The organism is Parageobacillus thermoglucosidasius (assembly GCF_001295365.1).
GTDB lineage: Bacteria > Bacillota > Bacilli > Bacillales > Anoxybacillaceae > Parageobacillus > Parageobacillus thermoglucosidasius.
Map to the genome: position 1 here is coordinate 527,501 of NZ_CP012712.1, position 18,774 is coordinate 546,274.

The window sequence follows — 18,774 nt, forward strand, 5'->3', positions numbered from 1 at the left end:
TTAAAATATTTGATGTCAATAGTTTTTTCAAAAGCGACGTAATTTAATATAACAATTATGTGTATAAAAGTCAACTACTTTATTTAAAAAATTTTTATGTCCCCTATGATCCTTTCGGACATAGGGGACATGATTTTATTTGTTACGCATTTGTGGAAATAGCAACACATCACGAATAGACGGTGAATTTGTCAATAGCATAACAAGTCGGTCAACACCAATGCCCAAACCACCCGTTGGTGGCATTCCATATTCAAGCGCTTCGATGAAGTCTTCGTCCATCTCGTGGGCTTCGTCATTTCCCTGCTCCCGCTCTTTCAGCTGTGCTTCAAAGCGCTCACGCTGGTCAATCGGATCATTTAATTCGGTAAATGCATTTGCATGCTCACGACCGACGATAAACAATTCAAAGCGGTCTGTAAAGCGCGGATCGTCTGGATTTTTCTTCGCTAACGGCGAGATTTCCACCGGATGTCCATAAATAAATGTTGGCTGAATAAGCTTGTCCTCTACTTTCTGCTCAAAAAACTCATTCACAATATGGCCAAACGTCATATGCGGGGCTATTTCCACACCATGCTCTTTTGCCAATTCCCTAGCTTCTTCATCGCTCATTTGTTTCCAAAAATCGACGCCCACATATTCTTTAATCGCATCTACCATATGAAGTCGTTTCCATTCAGGAGTTAAATCAACCTTATGCTCTCCATACTGGATTTTTGTCGTCCCTAACACTTCTTGGGCGATGTGGGCAATTAAGTTTTCCGTCAATGTCATAATATCGCGGAAATCCGCGTACGCTTCGTACAGCTCAAGCATCGTAAATTCTGGGTTATGGCGTGTAGAAACTCCTTCATTACGGAACACACGGCCTATCTCATAAACTTTTTCTAATCCGCCGACAATTAAACGTTTCAAATGAAGCTCGATCGCGATCCGCATATATAACGGCATATCCAACGCGTTATGGTGAGTGATAAACGGACGAGCCGCCGCTCCTCCGGCAATGTTGTGCATCATCGGCGTTTCGACTTCTAAATAGCCATGGCTATCTAAGTAACGGCGCATCGATTGAATAATCCGGCTGCGTGTGATAAACGTATTTTTGCTGTCCGGATTCATAATTAAATCTAAATACCGTTGTCGGTAACGCTGTTCGATGTCTTTTAGCCCATGGTATTTTTCCGGAAGCGGGCGCAGCGCTTTTGTTAAAAATTCATAAGAGGATACTTTAATGGACAGCTCCCCGACTTTTGTTTTAAATACCGTTCCGCAAACACCGATAATATCGCCTAAATCAGAAGTTTTGAAAAGCTCGTATTGTTCTGGGCCGACCGCATCTTCACGAACGTAAATTTGAATTTGGCCAGTGACGTCTTGAATATGGGCGAATCCCGCTTTACCTTTGCCCCGTTTTGTCATAATGCGCCCGGCAACAGCAACTTTTATTTGTTTTTCTTCCAGTTCTTCTTTTGATAAATCACCGTATAAATCAAACAGTTCTTGTGCTTTATGTGTTCGTTCAAACCGTTTGCCAAACGGATCAATTCCCATTTCTCTTAATTTATGTAATTTTTCCCTGCGGACTCGCAATTGATCGTTAAGTTCTTCATGACTCATATAAACTTCACTCCATTTAAAAAGTTTTTATGAAAAATACTGCCAGCGAAGGCTGGCAGCAAATAACTGCTATCATTTTATTGCCCATTTACACAGCCTGTGCATTCATTTGTTCTTTGCTTTCTACCTCTTCGGCAAAATTGAGTAAAAGGGCGGCAAGCTGTTCACGAGTTTCACATTCATTAATCGCATTGCGGATTTTTGCGTTACCGCGCACTCCTTTTAAATACCATGCTGCATGCTTGCGCATTTCTTTTACCGCGATATGCTCGCCTTTCAGCGCAATGAGGCGGTCTAAATGCAAAAGGCATACTTCAATTTTTTCTCTTACTGTCGGTTCTGGAATTAATTCCCCTGTTTCTAAATAACGAACTGTCCGGTAAATCATCCACGGGTTTCCGAGAGCGGCGCGCCCAATCATCACGCCGTCCACGCCTGTTTCTTCAAGCATCCGTTTTGCGTCTTGCGGCGTCTTTACATCCCCGTTTCCAATGACAGGGATATTGACGGCTTCTTTAACTTGTTTAATAATATTCCAGTCCGCTTTGCCTTCGTACATTTGCACTCTCGTTCTTCCGTGAACCGCTACCGCCTTACCGCCGGCACGCTCTACAGCTTGCGCATTTTCCACTGCGTAAATATGATTTTCATCCCAACCGATTCGCATTTTTACCGTTACCGGTTTTTCGACTGCGTCTACAATCGCGGCAACAACGTCATAAATTTTATTAGGATCTAAAAGCCATTTTGCCCCTGCATCACATTTTGTAACTTTTGGAACAGGGCATCCCATATTGATATCAATGATATCAGCGTTCGTATGTTTATCGACAAATTTTGCCGCCTCGACAAGCGTTTCTTTCTCCCCGCCAAAAATTTGCAAACTTAGCGGTTTTTCACGCTCATCAATATATAACATGTTCAGCGTTTTTTCGTTATTGTACACAATTCCTTTATCACTTACCATTTCCGCGCAAACAAGCCCTGCTCCAAACTCTTTCACAGTAAGGCGGAATGCCGAATTGCACACACCAGCCATTGGCGCAAGGACAACGCGGTTTTTAATTTCCACATCGCCGATTTTAAACATCGGTCTACCTCCTTTCTTATTTCCCGGCTTCTGAATGCGGCGCAAGCTCTTCGACAGATATATTCAACCGCTCGGCAATTTGCTGCACTAATTCCTCTGTCGGTAAACGATTTCCTCGTTCAATTTCTCCTAAAATCGACACAGATATGCCAAGTTCTTTTGCCAGCCTTTCTTGCGTATATCCTTTTAGCTTTCGAAAAGCGCGAATACGTCTTCCCCATTTTTCTGCTTCCATACACGAACTCCTTCTTTGTCAGGTAGTCGATCTACAAGGTGCAATAGACATTGAGTGACATTCGGAATATGGATATCGCGATTTAATTCCAACAATGGAATCATCACAAACGCACGCTCTGTCATACGCGGATGAGGAATGATAAGTTGTTCTGTTTCAATATTTTCGTGATTATATAATAAAATGTCAAGGTCCAACGTTCGCGGCCCCCAACGCATTTCCCTTTTTCTCCCAAAATTTTGTTCGATTTTTTGTGTAACATCTAGCAATGCAAAAGGAGAAAGAGAAGTATAAATTTTGACGACCATATTTAAAAACTTATTTTGATGGATATAGCCGACTGGTTCGGTTTCATAAATAGATGAAGCAGCAGCGACGGAAATTTGTTGATGACTATCCAACATTTTGACAGCTTCCCGCAAATAAAAGAAGCGATCACCGATATTAGAACCAAGTGCGATGTATGCGTGATTTTCCATTTAACGACCCCTTACAATTTCTACTGCGACAGATTCATAATGGCCCTTAATGGGCGGATTTGGCTTTGTCACTTTTATCGTGCAACGAGCAACAGTTGGAAAAGAAGATAAAATTTGCTCAGCAATCGTTTCTGCCACTGCTTCGATTAACGAAAATCTCCGTTTTTCGACGACATTTCGGCAAATATCGTACACTTCTGCATAATTAATCGTATCATTTAACTGATCGCTTTTTCCAGCCTTTTGCAAATCCGTCTCAAGGATAGCGTCGACAATAAAGCGCTGCCCAAGCACGTTTTCTTCTGGAAGCACGCCGTGATATCCATAAAATTCCATGCGGTGAAGATAAATTTTATCGATCGTTCGCCACTCCTTTTCCAAGCATTGCATCCATCATTTTCACCATTCGCGCAATTGGCAATACATCGTGAACGCGGACGATATGAGCTCCCTTTGCGATTCCCAAGCATACGGTCGCTCCTGTCCCTTCGACTCGTTCATCAACCGGTAAATCAAGGACATGGCCGATAAACCGTTTCCGTGACGTGCCAAGCAAGAGCGGATATCCTAGTTTGGCAAATTCATCTAAACGGCGCATAATTTCCAGATTATGCTCCAATGTTTTCGCAAATCCGATCCCCGGATCTAAAATAATGTTTTCGTCTTTCACGCCTGCGCGTTTTACGATGGCGACACTTTCCATTAAATCAGAAATCATATCGGAAATTAAATCACGGTACTGAAGATCATGGCGATTATGCATTAAAATAATCGGAACATCATAAAAAGCGGCGACTTCCGCCATTTTCTCGTCTGCTTTTGCCCCCCATACATCGTTAATGATGTGCGCTCCCGCTTCGATCGCTTGTTTGGCGACTTCCGCTTTATACGTATCAATGGAAATAGGGACATTGATTTCTTGAGCGACCGCTTTCACCACAGGAATTACCCGCCGCAGCTCTTCCTCAAGCGATACTTTCTCAGCACCTGGCCGGGTCGATTCCCCGCCAATATCAATAATGTCCGCACCATCGGCAACAAGTTGCTTTGCGTGCTCCACCGCGCGGTCGAGATCATAAAACCGTCCGCCGTCAGAGAAAGAATCCGGCGTTACGTTGACAATCCCCATGACCATTGTTTTTTTTCGCAAATCCAGCTCGTAATCCCCGCAGCGCAGCACAAAAGGGGTTGCACTTGTTGTAGCCATCGCTCATTCCATCCTTTCTGCTAACTCGTATTTTGTCCATAAAAACGATGTGAAATGCTTGTAATGCTTCTGCAATAATGAAGTGACCGGCCCATCGGCACCTTGATAAGCACGGCCGTCCATTTGATAAATAGGGACGATTTCTTGAATAGAATTGGTCACAAATATTTCGTCCGCTCGTTGCAGATGATCAAGTGGATAAAAACCTTCTTGGCATTCGATTTTCAGCGCGTTCAACAGCGCAATCACAAATTGTCTTGTCACTCCGTTTAAAATTCCCGCGTGAATCGCTGGAGTGTATACCACACCGTTTTTTACCCAAAAAATATTAGAGACAATCCCCTCGGCAACATATCCTTGTTCATTCAAAAAAATACCTTCCACGTCGGGGCGAGTGCCGATTTCCCTTTTGCCTATTATATTGTTCAAATAATGATGAGACTTAAGCCGTTCTTTTCCCTCCGGAGTGTTTCGTCTCGTTTTTAAAACTATGCCAATTTTGCCTCTGGAAAAAGAAGAGAAAAGCGGCTTCATGTACATAATGACTGTCGGTTGGTCGTACTCGCTTGTTTGCAAGCCGATATCCCCGATGCCTGCTGAAACATTTAAGCGGACATAAGCGTTTTGTAATCGATTTGCTTCCAAGAGACGATGAAGGATTTCCATCACTTCACGGCGAGTAAAGGACTTGGCGATATTCATCTCCCGCAAACTGCGGTTTAACCGCTCCAAATGGTCATCTAGCAAAAACGGATGGCCGTCGTACGTGCGAAATGTTTCAAATACACCAAGTCCGTATAAAAAACCATGGTCAAACGGCGAAATGCGCGCTTCATCTTTATGGACAACTTCTCCGTTGACATATATATACATACGGTCACCGAACCCTTTTATACGTTTGGATAAAGTTCTCCAGCAGCTTCATTCCATGGCTTGTCATAATCGACTCCGGATGAAACTGAACCCCTTCGACTGGCAATGTTTTATGGCGAATCGCCATAATTTCGTTTTCTTCCGTCCATGCAGAAATTTCGAAGCAATCTGGCAACGTCTCTTTTTCAACGATAAGAGAATGGTAACGAGTAGCCGTAAACGGGCTAGGAATGTTAGTGAAAATGGTTTTTCCGTCATGGAAAATTTGCGATGTTTTTCCGTGCATTAAACGGTCAGCGCGAACGACTTTTCCGCCGAATGCTTGCGCAATCGCCTGGTGGCCGAGGCAAACCCCAAAAACCGGAATTTTTCCTGCAAAATATTCGATCGCTTCTATACTGACGCCAGCTTCATTCGGCGTGCAAGGACCAGGGGAGATCATCAAAAAATCAGGATTTAATGTCTCTATTTCCTTCACCGTAATTTCATCATTTCGTTTTACAACTAATTCTTCGCCTAATACCCCTAAATATTGAACTAAATTGTATGTAAACGAATCGTAATTATCAATCATCAAAATCACCTTGTCTCACCTCATACTCTTAATGATTTCTCCGCTTCGCTCAGCTCTTTTGCTTTCCAAAGGGCCGCCGCCTTTTTCAAACATTCGCGATATTCATGTTCAGGATGGGAATCAATGACAATCCCGGCTCCCGCTTGCACATGTGCGATTCCATCTTTGGCAATCATCGTGCGAATCGCAATGTTAAATTCCATATCTCCATCAAAACTAATCCATCCGATGGAACCGGTATATATGCCGCGCCGCACCGGCTCAAGCTCTTCGATAATCTCCATTGTCCGCACTTTTGGAGCTCCGGTAATCGTGCCGCCAGGAAACATCGCCTGTATGACATCAAACGCATCTTTTCCTTGCTTTAATTTTCCTGACACATGGGACACGATATGCATAACGTGGGAATAACGTTCGATGGTCATCCATTCATCTACTTTTACCGTGCCATATTGGCATACACGCCCCAGATCATTGCGCTCTAAATCGACGAGCATCGCATGTTCCGCTATTTCTTTTTCGCTAGAAAGCAGCTTGGTTGCCAGCCATTTGTCTTCTTCCTCCGTCTTTCCGCGTGAGCGCGTTCCGGCAATCGGCCTTGTGCTAATGTCATCCCCCCGTTTTTTGACAAGCAATTCAGGCGATCCGCTGACAATTTGAAATTCCGGAAAGTGGATGTACGCCATGTATGGAGACGGATTAATGACGCGCAGCTGCTCATAAATATGAAATGGATGTGTCAACAGCGGCTTCGATTGCCGCACGGATAAATTCACTTGAAACACGTCGCCTTGGGCAATATATTGCTGAACTTTTTGGACCGCTTCGACAAAATCCGCTTTTGTCATCGACACCGATGGATTGGCGTCTTGTTTTTGAAACATCCATTCGCCTTCGCATTGCTCCGCTTCTAACCAACGTGACTCATAAAAAGAAAGGCGCCGTTCCGCTTCCAGTTCTTCGCCGTCCGCGTAATGAACAATCATATGGAGCAACTGCTTTTGGTGATCGTACACGAATACGTCATCAAAAATCAGAAAGTACATCGATGGAAGCTGCAAATCGTCTTGTGCATATGAAGGGATTTTTTCAATATATCTTGCACAATCATAGCTGATATAGCCAATCGCCCCGCCTTGAAAAGGCAATTCACTTTTGGAAAAGTGAAGCGGAAATTGCGCGAACCATTGCTTGAGCGATAATAGCGGATTCCCTTCATACCACTTCGTTTCACCGTGATAAGAAATAAAGAGCTGATTTTCTTTCGCTTGAATGACACCCGCAGGAGTTAAACCGATAATGCTGTAGCGTCCGCCTTGACCGCTTTCTAGCAAAACATGGTACGGCTCATGAGCAGCAAGTGCCTTATATTGCCGAAACCAATCACGGTTCGAGTAAGGAAGCGTTCGCCTCTTTCTATTTCCCCATTTCCGCACAGCGATATCACTCCCTTTATTTAGCCATTGCATATTCTTATTGTACAATGAGTCGCAAAACATATCATTACAAAAATAAATTTCGACAGGGACCTTCTCCCTGTCGAAATCGCATGATTATTCATCGAATTGGTAAAGCGGAGTGCTTAAGTAGCGTTCACCGTTACTTGGGATGATCGCCAACACTTTTTTCCCTTTGCCAAGCTGTTTAGCGATTTTTAATGCAGCATGAATAGCGGCGCCAGAGGAAATTCCGCCAAGAATGCCTTCTTCGCGGGCAGCGCGGCGGGCGGCGGCGAACGCTTCTTCTGTCGTAACGGTAATGACTCCATCATAAATGCTTGTATCTAAAATATCCGGCACAAATCCGGCACCGATTCCTTGAATTTTATGAGGACCTGGTTTTCCGCCCGATAATACCGGTGAATCAGCAGGCTCTACCGCATAAATTTTAATGTTTGGATATTTTTCGCGAAGGACTTGTCCCGCACCAGTAATCGTTCCGCCAGTACCAACGCCGGCAATAAATGCGTCCAATTGGTCGCCCATTTGCTCAACAATTTCTTTTCCTGTCGTTAACCGGTGGATTTCCGGGTTTGCCTCGTTTTTAAATTGCTGCGGCATAAAATAACCATGCTCTTTCACCAATTCTTCTGCTTTGGCAATCGCGCCGCGCATCCCTTGGCTTCCCGGTGTTAGCACTAATTCGGCGCCGTATGCGCGCAATAAATTGCGGCGCTCTAAACTCATCGTATCCGGCATGACTAAAATTGCTTTATATCCTTTTGCCGCTGCGACCATGGCCAGTCCAATTCCTGTATTTCCGCTTGTCGGCTCAACAATCGTGTCGCCAGGCTTTATTTTTCCCTCTTTTTCCGCCGCTTCAATCATCGCCAAGGCAATCCGGTCTTTGACGCTGCTTCCCGGGTTCATAAATTCAAGCTTAAGATAAACATCGGCACTGTCTTCATCGACAATGCGGTTTAATTTCACCGCCGGCGTATCACCGATCAATTCTGTTACGGAGTTTACTGTTCTTGCCATGTTTCCACCCCTAATCCCGATTAATTTTATCGAATTTGTCTCCAATGTATCAATTATTGGCTTAATTGTCAATCATTTTGATTTTTTTTAACTTTTTATTCTTCTTTCGCATCAGCAAGCTGTTTCAGCTGCTGGAGTTCCTCTTTGCTGAAATGGTACGTTTCATTGCAGAAATGGCATGACGCTTCAGCATACCCTTCTTTGTCGATAATGTCTTGAATTTCCTGCGCGCCTAAACTGATCAACGCATCCGCAATTCGCTCCCGCGAACAGCGGCAAACAAACGCGACTGGAATTGTTTCTAGCACTTTGACATTTCCTTTTCCAAGCAACTCTTCCAAAATCTCTTCTGGCGTCAATCCACTCTCTACCATTTTCGAGACAGGTGGAATAGTCCGCAAGCGTTTTTCAATCTCATCAATTGTCTTCTCTTCCGTTCCCGGCATCAGCTGGATGATAAAGCCTCCCGCCGCCAAGATCGTGTTATCGGGATTGACAAGCACACCGACGCCGACAGAAGATGGAACTTGCTCAGAAGAAGCAAAATAATACGTAAAATCTTCACCAAGTTCTCCTGAGACAATCGGCACTTGCCCTGTGAAAAAATCGCGCAGCCCTAAATCTTTTACGACCGTTAACATGCCGTTTGTGCCTACCGCTTTGGCGACGTCCAATTTCCCATGTTCGTTTAAATCAAAGTGGACGTGTGGATTTGTTACGTACCCACGCACCTCTCCCTTCGCATTGCTGTCGACGAGGATGGTGCCAATCGGACCGCCGCCATCAATTTTAATCGTTAATTTATCATCACCCTTTAACATGGCTCCCATCATGACTCCCGCCGTAATAGCCCGGCCAAGCGCCGCGGAAGCAGTCGGCCATGTTTGATGGCGGCGCTGCGCCTCGCTTACTGTATCTGTTGTTCGAGCAGCATACGCTCTTACTTGTCCATCATAAGCTAAAGCCTTTACTAAGTAGTCTGACATACTAACTCAACCTTTCATTATTTTTTATCAACGTTTTTCTCATATAAAATTTTCAAGCCCGTTAACGTCAAAAATGGATCGACAATATCGATAACATCGGATTCGCTGGCAATTAAAGAAGCCAATCCTCCTGTCGCTATCACTTTTGGCGGAACAGGGCTTTTTGCTTTCATCCGCGCGACAATGCCTTCCACCTGCCCGACGTATCCGTATAAAATTCCAGCTTGCATCGCGCTGACGGTATTTTTCCCGATAATATCATCCGGTCGGGCGATTTCAATGCGCGGCAATTTCGCGGCTCGTGCAAACAGCGCCTCCGTTGAAATCATAATTCCCGGAGCAATCGCCCCTCCCATATATTGTTTATGTTCGTTAATATAACAATACGTTGTCGCCGTGCCAAAATCGACAATGATAAGGGGGCTGCCATATAAGTGAATGCCGGCAACCGCGTTGACGATGCGGTCCGCGCCTACTTCCCGCGGGTTGTCATATTTAATGTCGAGGCCTGTTTTAATTCCTGGGCCGACGATAATCGGCTTAATATGGAAATATTTTAAGCACATTCGCTCAAGCGCAAACATAATCGGCGGCACAACCGAAGAAATAATAATGCCATCAATATCGGAAAACTGAAGTCCGACATGGTTCAATAACGCCTTGATCAACATGCCGTATTCATCTTCCGTTTTGCCGCGGCTCGTTTCGATGCGCCAATGATGTTTTAATTCATCTCCATCATATACCCCCAACACCGTATTGGTATTGCCGACGTCTAAGACAAAAATCATCATTCATCCCCACTTTTCACCATATGTTACTTTCTTCATCATATCATATCTTGTCGCTTATCTGATAAAAAAAGATGCCCCTTTAAAGAGACATCTCACTCATCTTTCTTTTGAATATTTATTTTGACATCACTGTCCTGATCGCCATTATCGTTATTGCCATTGCTTGCATCGCGGTTTGGCAATGTGCCGTGTTCGAATAAATGTTTAATTTGTTCCGCATCCAATGTTTCCACTTCAAGAAGCGTAGTGGCGATTAACTCCAGTTTGTCTCTATATTGTGTTAAAATGTTTTTCGCTTTTTCATAACATTCTTTAATAATCCGTTGAATTTCCAAATCGATTTCATACGCGATTTTATCGCTGTAATTTTGCTCATTGTGCAAGTCGCGGCCTAAAAAGACTTGCCCGCTCGGCTGCCCGAATTGCAACGGACCAAGCTTCTCGCTCATCCCAAACTCGGTAACCATGCGGCGAGCAATGTTCGTTGCACGTTGAAAATCGTTATGCGCGCCTGTGCTCACTTCATTAAAGACAATTTCTTCCGCGACGCGCCCGCCTAATAGGCCAGTAATTTTGTCCATTAGTTCCGGCTTTGTCATAAAATAACGATCTTCTTTCGGAAGCATCACCGCATAGCCCCCCGCTTGGCCACGCGGAACGATCGTCACTTTGTGCACCATTTCCGCGTCATCGAGCACCATGCCAATGACGGTATGCCCTGCTTCATGGTACGCCACAATGCGCCGCTCTTTTTCCGAAATGACGCGGCTTTTCTTTGCCGGCCCGGCAATGACGCGGTCTGTCGCCTCATCAATGTCGCTCATGTCAATTTTCTTTTTATTCCGTCGAGCCGCAACGAGCGCCGCCTCGTTCAGCAAGTTTTCCAAATCCGCCCCGGAAAAGCCCGGTGTACGCATCGCAATCGTTTTTAAATCAACGGACTCATCAAGCGGCTTATTGCGGGCATGAACGCGCAATACCGCTTCACGGCCTTTCACATCCGGACGGTCTACCGTAATTTGCCGGTCAAAACGGCCCGGACGCAACAACGCTGGGTCTAAAATATCTGGGCGGTTTGTCGCAGCGATAATGATAATTCCTTCATTGCCGCTGAAACCATCCATCTCGACAAGCAATTGGTTGAGCGTTTGCTCGCGTTCATCATGTCCGCCGCCAAGACCTGCGCCGCGTTGCCGGCCAACCGCGTCAATTTCGTCAATAAATATGATACAAGGCGCGTTCTTTTTCGCCGTTTCAAACAAGTCGCGCACACGCGATGCACCGACACCAACGAACATTTCCACAAAGTCCGAACCGCTGATGGAGAAAAACGGCACGCCAGCTTCTCCAGCAACCGCGCGCGCGAGCAACGTTTTCCCCGTCCCAGGAGGCCCGACAAGAAGCACTCCTTTTGGAATGCGGGCACCAAGCTCAACAAACTTCCGCGGATCTTTTAAAAACTCAACAATTTCGACAAGCTCTTGTTTTTCTTCATCAGCACCGGCAACATCACGGAAACGAACTTTTCGTTTGTCGTCCGTGTATAATTTCGCCCGGCTTTTCCCAAAGTTCATTACCCGGCTGCCGCCGCCTTGCGCTTGGTTCAACAAGAAGAAAAACAAGATTAAAATAATCACAAACGGGATGATCGAGGTGAAAAAGGTAACCCATCCGCTCGTCTCATCCGCTGGCATTACTTCCACTCTCGTCCGCTGCGCTGCGGCATCAATGCGGTTCAACACCGTATCGCTGTTCATGACATAAGTGGAAAAGTATTGATCCTCGCTGTACGATTTGAGCTGCCCTCTTATTTCATATACGCCGCGCTCCGGCTTCATGGAAAATGATTTCACATCACCATTTTCCAAATGAGTTATAAACGCATCGTATGTCATCGGCTCCGTCCGTTGATTGCTTCCATTGAAGAAGCTAACCACACCGATGACGACGAGAAAAATCAATAAATAAAATATTGTATTTCGGAAGATCCGATTCATTTCTTGCCTCCTCCCATATGAAACACACTATAATCAATAGTATCATAGAAAATTGTATAAATACAAACAATTCGTTAGCAGCTTGAAAAGCAAATTTATTTATTGTACACTTCTGGTTTCAACACTCCGATATAAGGAAGATTGCGGTATTTTTCGCAATAGTCTAACCCATAACCGACGACAAACTCGTCAGGAACAATAAACCCGGTATAATCTGCCTGAATGTTTGCTTTACGCCCAGAAGGTTTATCTAATAATGTAACGATTTTAATGGAGTTAGCTTTTCGGTAGCGGAATAAATCGACCAAATAACTTAACGTTAAGCCGCTGTCGATGATATCCTCAATAATTAAAATGTCGCGCCCTTCCACAGACGTATTTAAATCCTTTAAAATTTTCACTTCGCCGGATGACACTGTGGCATTCCCATAACTCGATACATCCATAAAATCCATTTCCAAATATGTATCGATATGCTTTAACAAATCCGCCATAAACGGCATTGCTCCTTTTAAAACGCCGACCGCCAACGGAAAACGCCCTTCATATTCTTCTGTCAACAGTTTGCCTAATTCCTTTACTTTTTCCTGAATTTGTTGTTCGGTAATTAATATTTTTTGAATGTCATCTTTCATCCCCATCTTTTTTCCTCCTAGCTGTTCATTGCTCTTTATAGTGTAATACAATATAGTGCGCTTTTGTAACATCTGTTGCTTCAAAATTTGATTTTTTCAACTTTGGAACCCATAAAATATTTCCTTCCCCATCTTCAACGATGGGCCAGCGTTCTCTTTCGGATAAAGGGATTTTCGCTTCGATGAAAATTTCCTTAATTTTCTTTGTCCCTTTTGTCCCTTTCAACGTCATTCGGTCGCCAGCGCGGCGTGTTCGCACCCGCAGCGGGAAACGAACTGCTTCTGGATCAATAATGAATACATCATTTCCTCTCAGTTCTTTCGGATAGTGTTCCCAATTTTCACTAATGATTACGTGATTGTTTGGGAGGGGCAATACAGCTGGAATATCCAGTTTGAATGCATAACTCACGTCTTCTTTTTCTTTTCGAAATGTTAGCAAGCAACAGTCATAAGAACGGACGACTTTCAAACCGTGCGGCAAGTCTAACCTTCCGGAAGGATGGCTGCGACTCAAAAACGCCAACAAATTATGGATATGTACAGAAGAAAGGGAAGAAGGGATTTCTTTATAAAGATAGTTCAATATTAGTTGAATCCCTCTTCTTTGTAAAGGCTTCGGCATCGCCTGAAACGGCTTAATCTTTAATGCAATCGCATCCTCTTGTTTTTTTATTACCTTCTTTATCGCGTCTTCCGCTAATTCCTCTAAAAACAACTCATCTTCTATCGCCATTTCGCTATACGATTGAAAACGCTCGTGGAGACGCGGGTTTTCCTTTTTCAAAAACGGAATGACATGATGGCGAAACCGATTTCTCGTATAATCATCTTTATCATTACTAGCGTCGTGGCGCGGCGTGATTTGATGTTTTTCGCAATACGCATCAATATGGGCGCGGCTGATCGCCAAAAATGGGCGGATAATATATCCTCCATGAAACGGACGCTTTACCGGAATGCCGGCATAACCCTTGCTTGTGCTGCCGCGCACAAGCCGCATTAAAATCGTTTCGACCTGGTCATCGCCATGGTGGCCTAAAGCTAAATAATCCGCTTTATACTTTTCCATCAGCTCGCCGAAAAAACGGTAACGGCATTGGCGCGCCGCTTCCTGCACACCTAATTTGTGCTGACGCTGGAATGCGGGAACATCAATTTGCGCCGCCTCACATATAATACCGCGCGTTTGGCAAAAATGTTTCACAAAATTCATGTCTTCTTCCGACTGTTTTCCGCGAAACATATGGTCGACATGAGCGGCGATCAACGTGATATTCCATTTTTGCCGGATCGACCAAAAAAAATGCAATAACGCCAGCGAATCTGGACCTCCCGACACCCCAACAATGACCGTCGAATCCGGTGTGAGCAGTTCATGTTTTTTGATAAATTCGCAAACTTCCGCAATCATTCGGAGAAACCCTCTTTTATCGCGTAATTCTTATTTTCATCGTACCATTATTGCGATATTTTCTCAAAAATCCCGCCCATATTTTATCAATAAATAAGCGCTATCGCGACAAAAATTTGTCAAGGAAGCACTTGATGATATACATACACCGCGTAAGCGCATAAAAGTACGGCAATGATCAGCGCCGTTTCCAACACCCCTCTCGCTTTTCCGCGTTTTCTTTGTTTGCTTCGCCGTGATTTCTGAACTGTTTTTTGGGAGGCCCGCTGCTTGGAATGGGAATGATCAGGGCGACCAATCGCGGCCAACAAGTCTTGCTTCATTTCGGAAGCTCTTTTATACTTCCCGTCAATCGCCTTCATTAATACCGTCTGATATTTCCGCAACATAACATCTGCCTGAATGATGGAAATTAGCTGCCGTCGCCCATCTCCCTTTCGTTCTAACTTGATCGGGCAGCAAGACTGGATCATGATGATCGCCACAGCAAACAAATCATACGAAGGTTCTGCTTTCCGTGATCCTAACCCCCAGTAGCCGCGATCATAAAGTTCGGTAAACTCTTTAACCGCTCTTCCTTGTAAAGTTGTCCCTCCCACGTCAAGAAGACGGACCGTCGGCGGCGGGCCTGTGATTAGCAAATTTTCCGGCTTCAAATCACCGAACACCCATCCTTCTTGATGAAGTTTGTCGAGCACAGATAAAAGTTGCAACAACAGAATGGCCACCCATTCTTTTCCGTGTTTGCGAATAAATGTGGAAAAATCTTCCCCTCTTATATATTCCATCACGTAAAAAGAAATATGTTTCTTCATCAAAGGAGCCGCCCAGTCATCGACATCTAGCAAAGAAGGTCCAAGGGCAACTCCCTGGACCTTGGAAAACCGACGTAATACATTGACTTCCGATGTCACTGCTTCGCTATTGTCGCTCAATTTCAACGCGACAATTCCCTTCGCGCTTTCCGCCAAATAAACGGCCCCATTCGCTCCATGTCCAAGCGGTTTTAGCAGTTTATACGACTGATGGTGCCACTTTCCAGTAATGACCGTCCCTGCCGGAAGGTTACATAGACCCTTCAAAGTATGATTCATCATCGCGAATCAGACTCCTTAATGAGCGCTTTCTTTCAAAATACGTTAGTGCTTCGCGCAAGGCTGGCCCAGTCGGCGTCAAACCTCCCGATGTCAATTTTGGGAAAACGGTGGAAAGCTCCTCTATTTCCGGCGTCCAATCTACAATCTTTTCGACATTTCCCCGTTTTCCCGGGAATACAAATACGGCAAAACGATTATCGCCGATGCGCGCATTAAGGCTGAGAGACAAATCAAGCAACGCTTCTTTTACCGTCGGCAGTTTCGTTTTCATACTTCCGCTCGTATCTATTAATATTAAAACTTCTAATTCCACTGTTTCCCCAAGCTCGTCGACGACTTCCATCACCTCGCCTCGTTTTTCCGGGGGTAAATTTTCCAGCGACACATCCGATCCTAATATTTGCTTCAATTCTTTATTCACGACACCTTGAAGCGTTTGCGTCATCGCTTTTCTCGTCACCATTTGCACCGTTTGAGACAATTGTTTGGCATAAACGACTTGGCTAATCCCACCTCCCGATAAAGCGATCCCTTCAATTTCACGCAACCCGCTTTCATCAATCGTATCTTGGTCGAGAACACCGATTACATTCACCGTAATCCCTTGCTCTTTCGCCAAAGCAGCCATCGCAATCGGATCTTCGCCATGATTGGAACACCCGTCTGTAATCAGCAAAATTTGCCGCAACGTTCCTCTGCTCATGTTTTCATCCCCTCCTCAGCTAATGTATTACAAGCATCGCCGGAGGGGAGGGATTTTATACATTATTGCGCTTTTTTTGTATACATATAGGCTGGAATCGTCGCCCATTTTGGCGTATTATGATTGATTTTCGCAACGACTACCGTCATGTCGTCTTCAATTCTCCCGGAACGGCTTCGGATTACTTCCTCCATGATTAAATCCGCCACTGCCTGCGGGTCGTTCGTTTTCAATTCTTTAATTTTCCGCTTCATCCATAGATCATGATTTTCCACGTGCGGCGGCCCTTCGAACACCCCGTCGCTCATCATAATAAGCAAATCGCCCGCCTTTAATTGTTCACTGACAATCTCAAATTCCACTTCTTTAATGATTCCGATCGGCAAATTGCTCGCCTCGATTTTCATGACTTTATCGCCGCGTTTGATAAAGCTCGGCGCGGAGCCGATTTTTAAAAATTTTGTTACGGCGTTTTGCAAATCAATCATGGCTAAATCTAGCGTGGAAAACATATCTTCCGTCGTCCGCAATGATAAAATGGAATTGACGGATTTTATGGCGATCGATTCATCCATCCCTGTCTGCAAAATCTTTTGCAAAAGACGCAGCGTCTCATTGCTTTCGTGGTGTGCGCGTTCTCCGTTTCCCATTCCATCGCTGATCGCAATCGCATACTTTCCTGTTCCAAGTTCAATCATTGAATAGCTATCCCCTGAAACAAGCCCGCCTCCTTTCGCCGCAAACGCCACGCCCGTTTCGACGACGAACGCTCTCGCCGAACCGAATGCCACCCGGCAATAGCCGTTCGGGTAAACAGCGCATTCTTCCCGTTTTACCACGATCGTTTCTCCTAAAATATCCGACAGCATTGGCGCAATCAATTTTTCACATTCGCCGCGGCCTTCGCAATATGGAACGCTCATCTCAATATCGATATTTCCTTTTTCCAAGCTGTAAATGTCAATATGGCCGATTTCAATCCCAAACTCCTGCAAGGCGTGAAAAATTTGTTCCTCCTGTAAATAATGATTTTCGCGTTCACGCTGAATTTCCTTTGCAAAATCTTCCATCACCTGTGAGACACCTAACAGTTGTTCGGCAACCATCTTTCTGCTTTCATTCATTTGTTTGCGCACTTTGCGATTTGCCCGATAAAGTGTTACATCTTTTTCAATCATGCCGACTACTTTGTTCGCTTTTACGCAATGGCGGTCCCATTCCCGCAATAGTTTGCGGTTATGTTCTAATTTTCCCGCATCCGCTTCTAGCATTATTTTCTTCATATATTCATATGTTGTATCAAAATGGGCGGACCAGCATTGCTCTTTTTTAAAGCAAGTTTGGCACGTTTTTCCCGCAATGTCGCTTAAAAAATAATCAATCTCCCGCTCATTGTAATCTTCCGAAGAAGTGAAGCTGTCTGTCGAAAAGCTATTGGCCAGCGCCTGAAACACGTGGGAAAATTGCGAAACGCGCTGTGCCGTCACATCGCGAATTTTTCTGGCATATTGCTGCTGTTCATTGGCATATTCTACAGTACCGGGGATATGTTTTGCGATTGTTTCCGTTAATGAACGAGGTGTACATATAAATAAAATAATCGCCAAGCACGACTCCATCACCGTCGGGACAATTTCCGCCTTACCATTTCCATATAAACCGATCAGCAATGTCGCGACAAGCAGCCCGAAAGAGGCGCCGGCTTTCTTTCCTTCCTTAAGCAAACCTCCTAAAAGGCCGGCAAACGCCAACAAGCTCATTTCGTACAAATTACCGACGTTCGCCAAACTTAAAATAAGCCCTGTCACCACTCCGACGGTAGGGCCAATCGTCGCCCCCGCCACGAGCGCAAAAATTAACACGAGATAGCGAGACATCACATGTTCAAGTGAAAGTCCATAAAACGTCCAACCGATCATCCCCGTCAACATGGACGCAATTAAAATAATAAGTGAAATAATTTCTTCCGCGCGCAGCGCTTGTTTATGTTTACGAACTGCCAGCAGCGGAATACTTTGGATAAAAATAAGGGTCAGTACAAATGCGAGCCCTGCTTCGACAAACGCCATCACCGCTTCATATAACGTCTCGTTTTTCAAAAAATAACGCAGAATTGCCAATTTTGCGAAAAATGATAAACAAAATATGATCAAAGGCACGATTTTGATCGATTCACTAAAAAACTTTCGCAAAAAGGCGTTGACAATAAGAAAACTGAAGATGCCGATAAAAATAAATAACGTTGTCGTCAATGACAGGGTAAGCGAACCCGCAAGCAACGCAACAAATGCTAATGCCGCCTTATCGCGGCGCAACATGTAAACAGCGGCAAAGAACGGCAAAGCAAACGGAGTTAGCTTGGATAAAATAAGGGCTCGTCCAAGCAAAAAACCAATAATAAAAAGAAGAAACCCTTTGTGAATAAATAAGTGCCCGATTCGCAATTTCACGTGGCGCACCCATCGCGACAACACCGCTTGCGTCTCATTAATAGACATTTCCGAAATTCGATTCATCCATCTTCTTTCTACTCTTTCCATTCCGACCCACTCCTTTGCTTTTCTTGTGCCCCTATTATATAGTGTTCATT

The 18,774-nt window shown here is 44.6% G+C and carries 18 protein-coding genes; all 18 read right to left on the minus strand.

Annotation, left to right across the window (positions count from 1 at the left end):
* Positions 1–135 precede the first annotated feature (135 nt).
* On the minus strand, positions 136–1,620 hold the full coding sequence (gene lysS, locus AOT13_RS02645; protein WP_003247493.1) for a lysine--tRNA ligase: 1,485 nt from the start codon (positions 1,618–1,620) through the stop codon (positions 136–138).
* Positions 1,621–1,708: 88 nt separating this feature from the next.
* Positions 1,709–2,710, minus strand: coding sequence for a tRNA dihydrouridine synthase DusB (gene dusB / locus AOT13_RS02650; protein WP_013399821.1), 1,002 nt, complete (start codon positions 2,708–2,710; stop codon positions 1,709–1,711).
* Positions 2,711–2,726: 16 nt separating this feature from the next.
* Positions 2,727–2,945, minus strand: a complete 219-nt coding sequence (locus AOT13_RS02655; protein ID WP_003247490.1) for a helix-turn-helix domain-containing protein — start codon at positions 2,943–2,945, stop codon at positions 2,727–2,729.
* On the minus strand, positions 2,897–3,424 hold the full coding sequence (gene folK, locus AOT13_RS02660; protein WP_013399820.1) for a 2-amino-4-hydroxy-6-hydroxymethyldihydropteridine diphosphokinase: 528 nt from the start codon (positions 3,422–3,424) through the stop codon (positions 2,897–2,899). The genes AOT13_RS02655 and folK overlap by 49 nt, the downstream gene beginning before the upstream one ends.
* A complete protein-coding gene (gene folB, locus AOT13_RS02665; protein ID WP_003247485.1) occupies positions 3,425–3,805 on the minus strand; it encodes a dihydroneopterin aldolase in 381 nt (126 codons plus the stop codon).
* A complete protein-coding gene (gene folP / locus AOT13_RS02670) occupies positions 3,777–4,631 on the minus strand; it encodes a dihydropteroate synthase (RefSeq protein WP_003247484.1) in 855 nt (284 codons plus the stop codon). Before folP ends, folB begins: the two co-directional genes overlap by 29 nt.
* A gap of 3 nt (positions 4,632–4,634) precedes the next feature.
* Positions 4,635–5,504: an aminodeoxychorismate lyase gene (gene pabC / locus AOT13_RS02675; protein ID WP_003247481.1), complete on the minus strand. Its 870-nt coding sequence runs from the start codon at positions 5,502–5,504 to the stop codon at positions 4,635–4,637.
* Positions 5,505–5,508: 4 nt separating this feature from the next.
* Complete coding sequence (pabA, locus tag AOT13_RS02680; protein WP_013399819.1) at positions 5,509–6,087, minus strand: aminodeoxychorismate/anthranilate synthase component II; 579 nt, start codon at positions 6,085–6,087, stop codon at positions 5,509–5,511.
* Positions 6,088–6,098: 11 nt separating this feature from the next.
* A complete protein-coding gene (gene trpE, locus AOT13_RS02685; protein ID WP_013399818.1) occupies positions 6,099–7,514 on the minus strand; it encodes an anthranilate synthase component I in 1,416 nt (471 codons plus the stop codon).
* A 117-nt stretch (positions 7,515–7,631) separates the two neighbouring features.
* Positions 7,632–8,558: a cysteine synthase A gene (cysK, locus tag AOT13_RS02690; protein WP_003247476.1), complete on the minus strand. Its 927-nt coding sequence runs from the start codon at positions 8,556–8,558 to the stop codon at positions 7,632–7,634.
* A 95-nt stretch (positions 8,559–8,653) separates the two neighbouring features.
* Positions 8,654–9,544, minus strand: coding sequence for an Hsp33 family molecular chaperone HslO (gene hslO, locus AOT13_RS02695; protein WP_013399817.1), 891 nt, complete (start codon positions 9,542–9,544; stop codon positions 8,654–8,656).
* Positions 9,545–9,561: 17 nt separating this feature from the next.
* Entirely contained in the window at positions 9,562–10,335 is a 774-nt protein-coding gene (locus AOT13_RS02700) for a type III pantothenate kinase (RefSeq protein WP_003247473.1), read from the minus strand.
* 95 nt (positions 10,336–10,430) lie between these two features.
* Positions 10,431–12,335: an ATP-dependent zinc metalloprotease FtsH gene (gene ftsH, locus AOT13_RS02705; RefSeq protein WP_003247472.1), complete on the minus strand. Its 1,905-nt coding sequence runs from the start codon at positions 12,333–12,335 to the stop codon at positions 10,431–10,433.
* A gap of 95 nt (positions 12,336–12,430) precedes the next feature.
* On the minus strand, positions 12,431–12,976 hold the full coding sequence (hpt, locus tag AOT13_RS02710) for a hypoxanthine phosphoribosyltransferase (protein WP_003247471.1): 546 nt from the start codon (positions 12,974–12,976) through the stop codon (positions 12,431–12,433).
* A 19-nt stretch (positions 12,977–12,995) separates the two neighbouring features.
* Positions 12,996–14,384 (minus strand): tRNA lysidine(34) synthetase TilS, encoded by a 1,389-nt coding sequence (tilS, locus tag AOT13_RS02715; protein ID WP_013399816.1) that lies wholly within the window; start codon positions 14,382–14,384, stop codon positions 12,996–12,998.
* A 119-nt stretch (positions 14,385–14,503) separates the two neighbouring features.
* Positions 14,504–15,481 (minus strand): protein kinase domain-containing protein, encoded by a 978-nt coding sequence (locus tag AOT13_RS02720; protein ID WP_013876100.1) that lies wholly within the window; start codon positions 15,479–15,481, stop codon positions 14,504–14,506.
* Complete coding sequence (locus tag AOT13_RS02725) at positions 15,450–16,184, minus strand: VWA domain-containing protein (RefSeq protein WP_003247467.1); 735 nt, start codon at positions 16,182–16,184, stop codon at positions 15,450–15,452. Before AOT13_RS02725 ends, AOT13_RS02720 begins: the two co-directional genes overlap by 32 nt.
* A 62-nt stretch (positions 16,185–16,246) precedes the next feature.
* Positions 16,247–18,724 (minus strand): stage II sporulation protein E, encoded by a 2,478-nt coding sequence (spoIIE, locus tag AOT13_RS02730; protein ID WP_042385702.1) that lies wholly within the window; start codon positions 18,722–18,724, stop codon positions 16,247–16,249.
* Between the last annotated feature and the right edge of the window lie 50 nt (positions 18,725–18,774).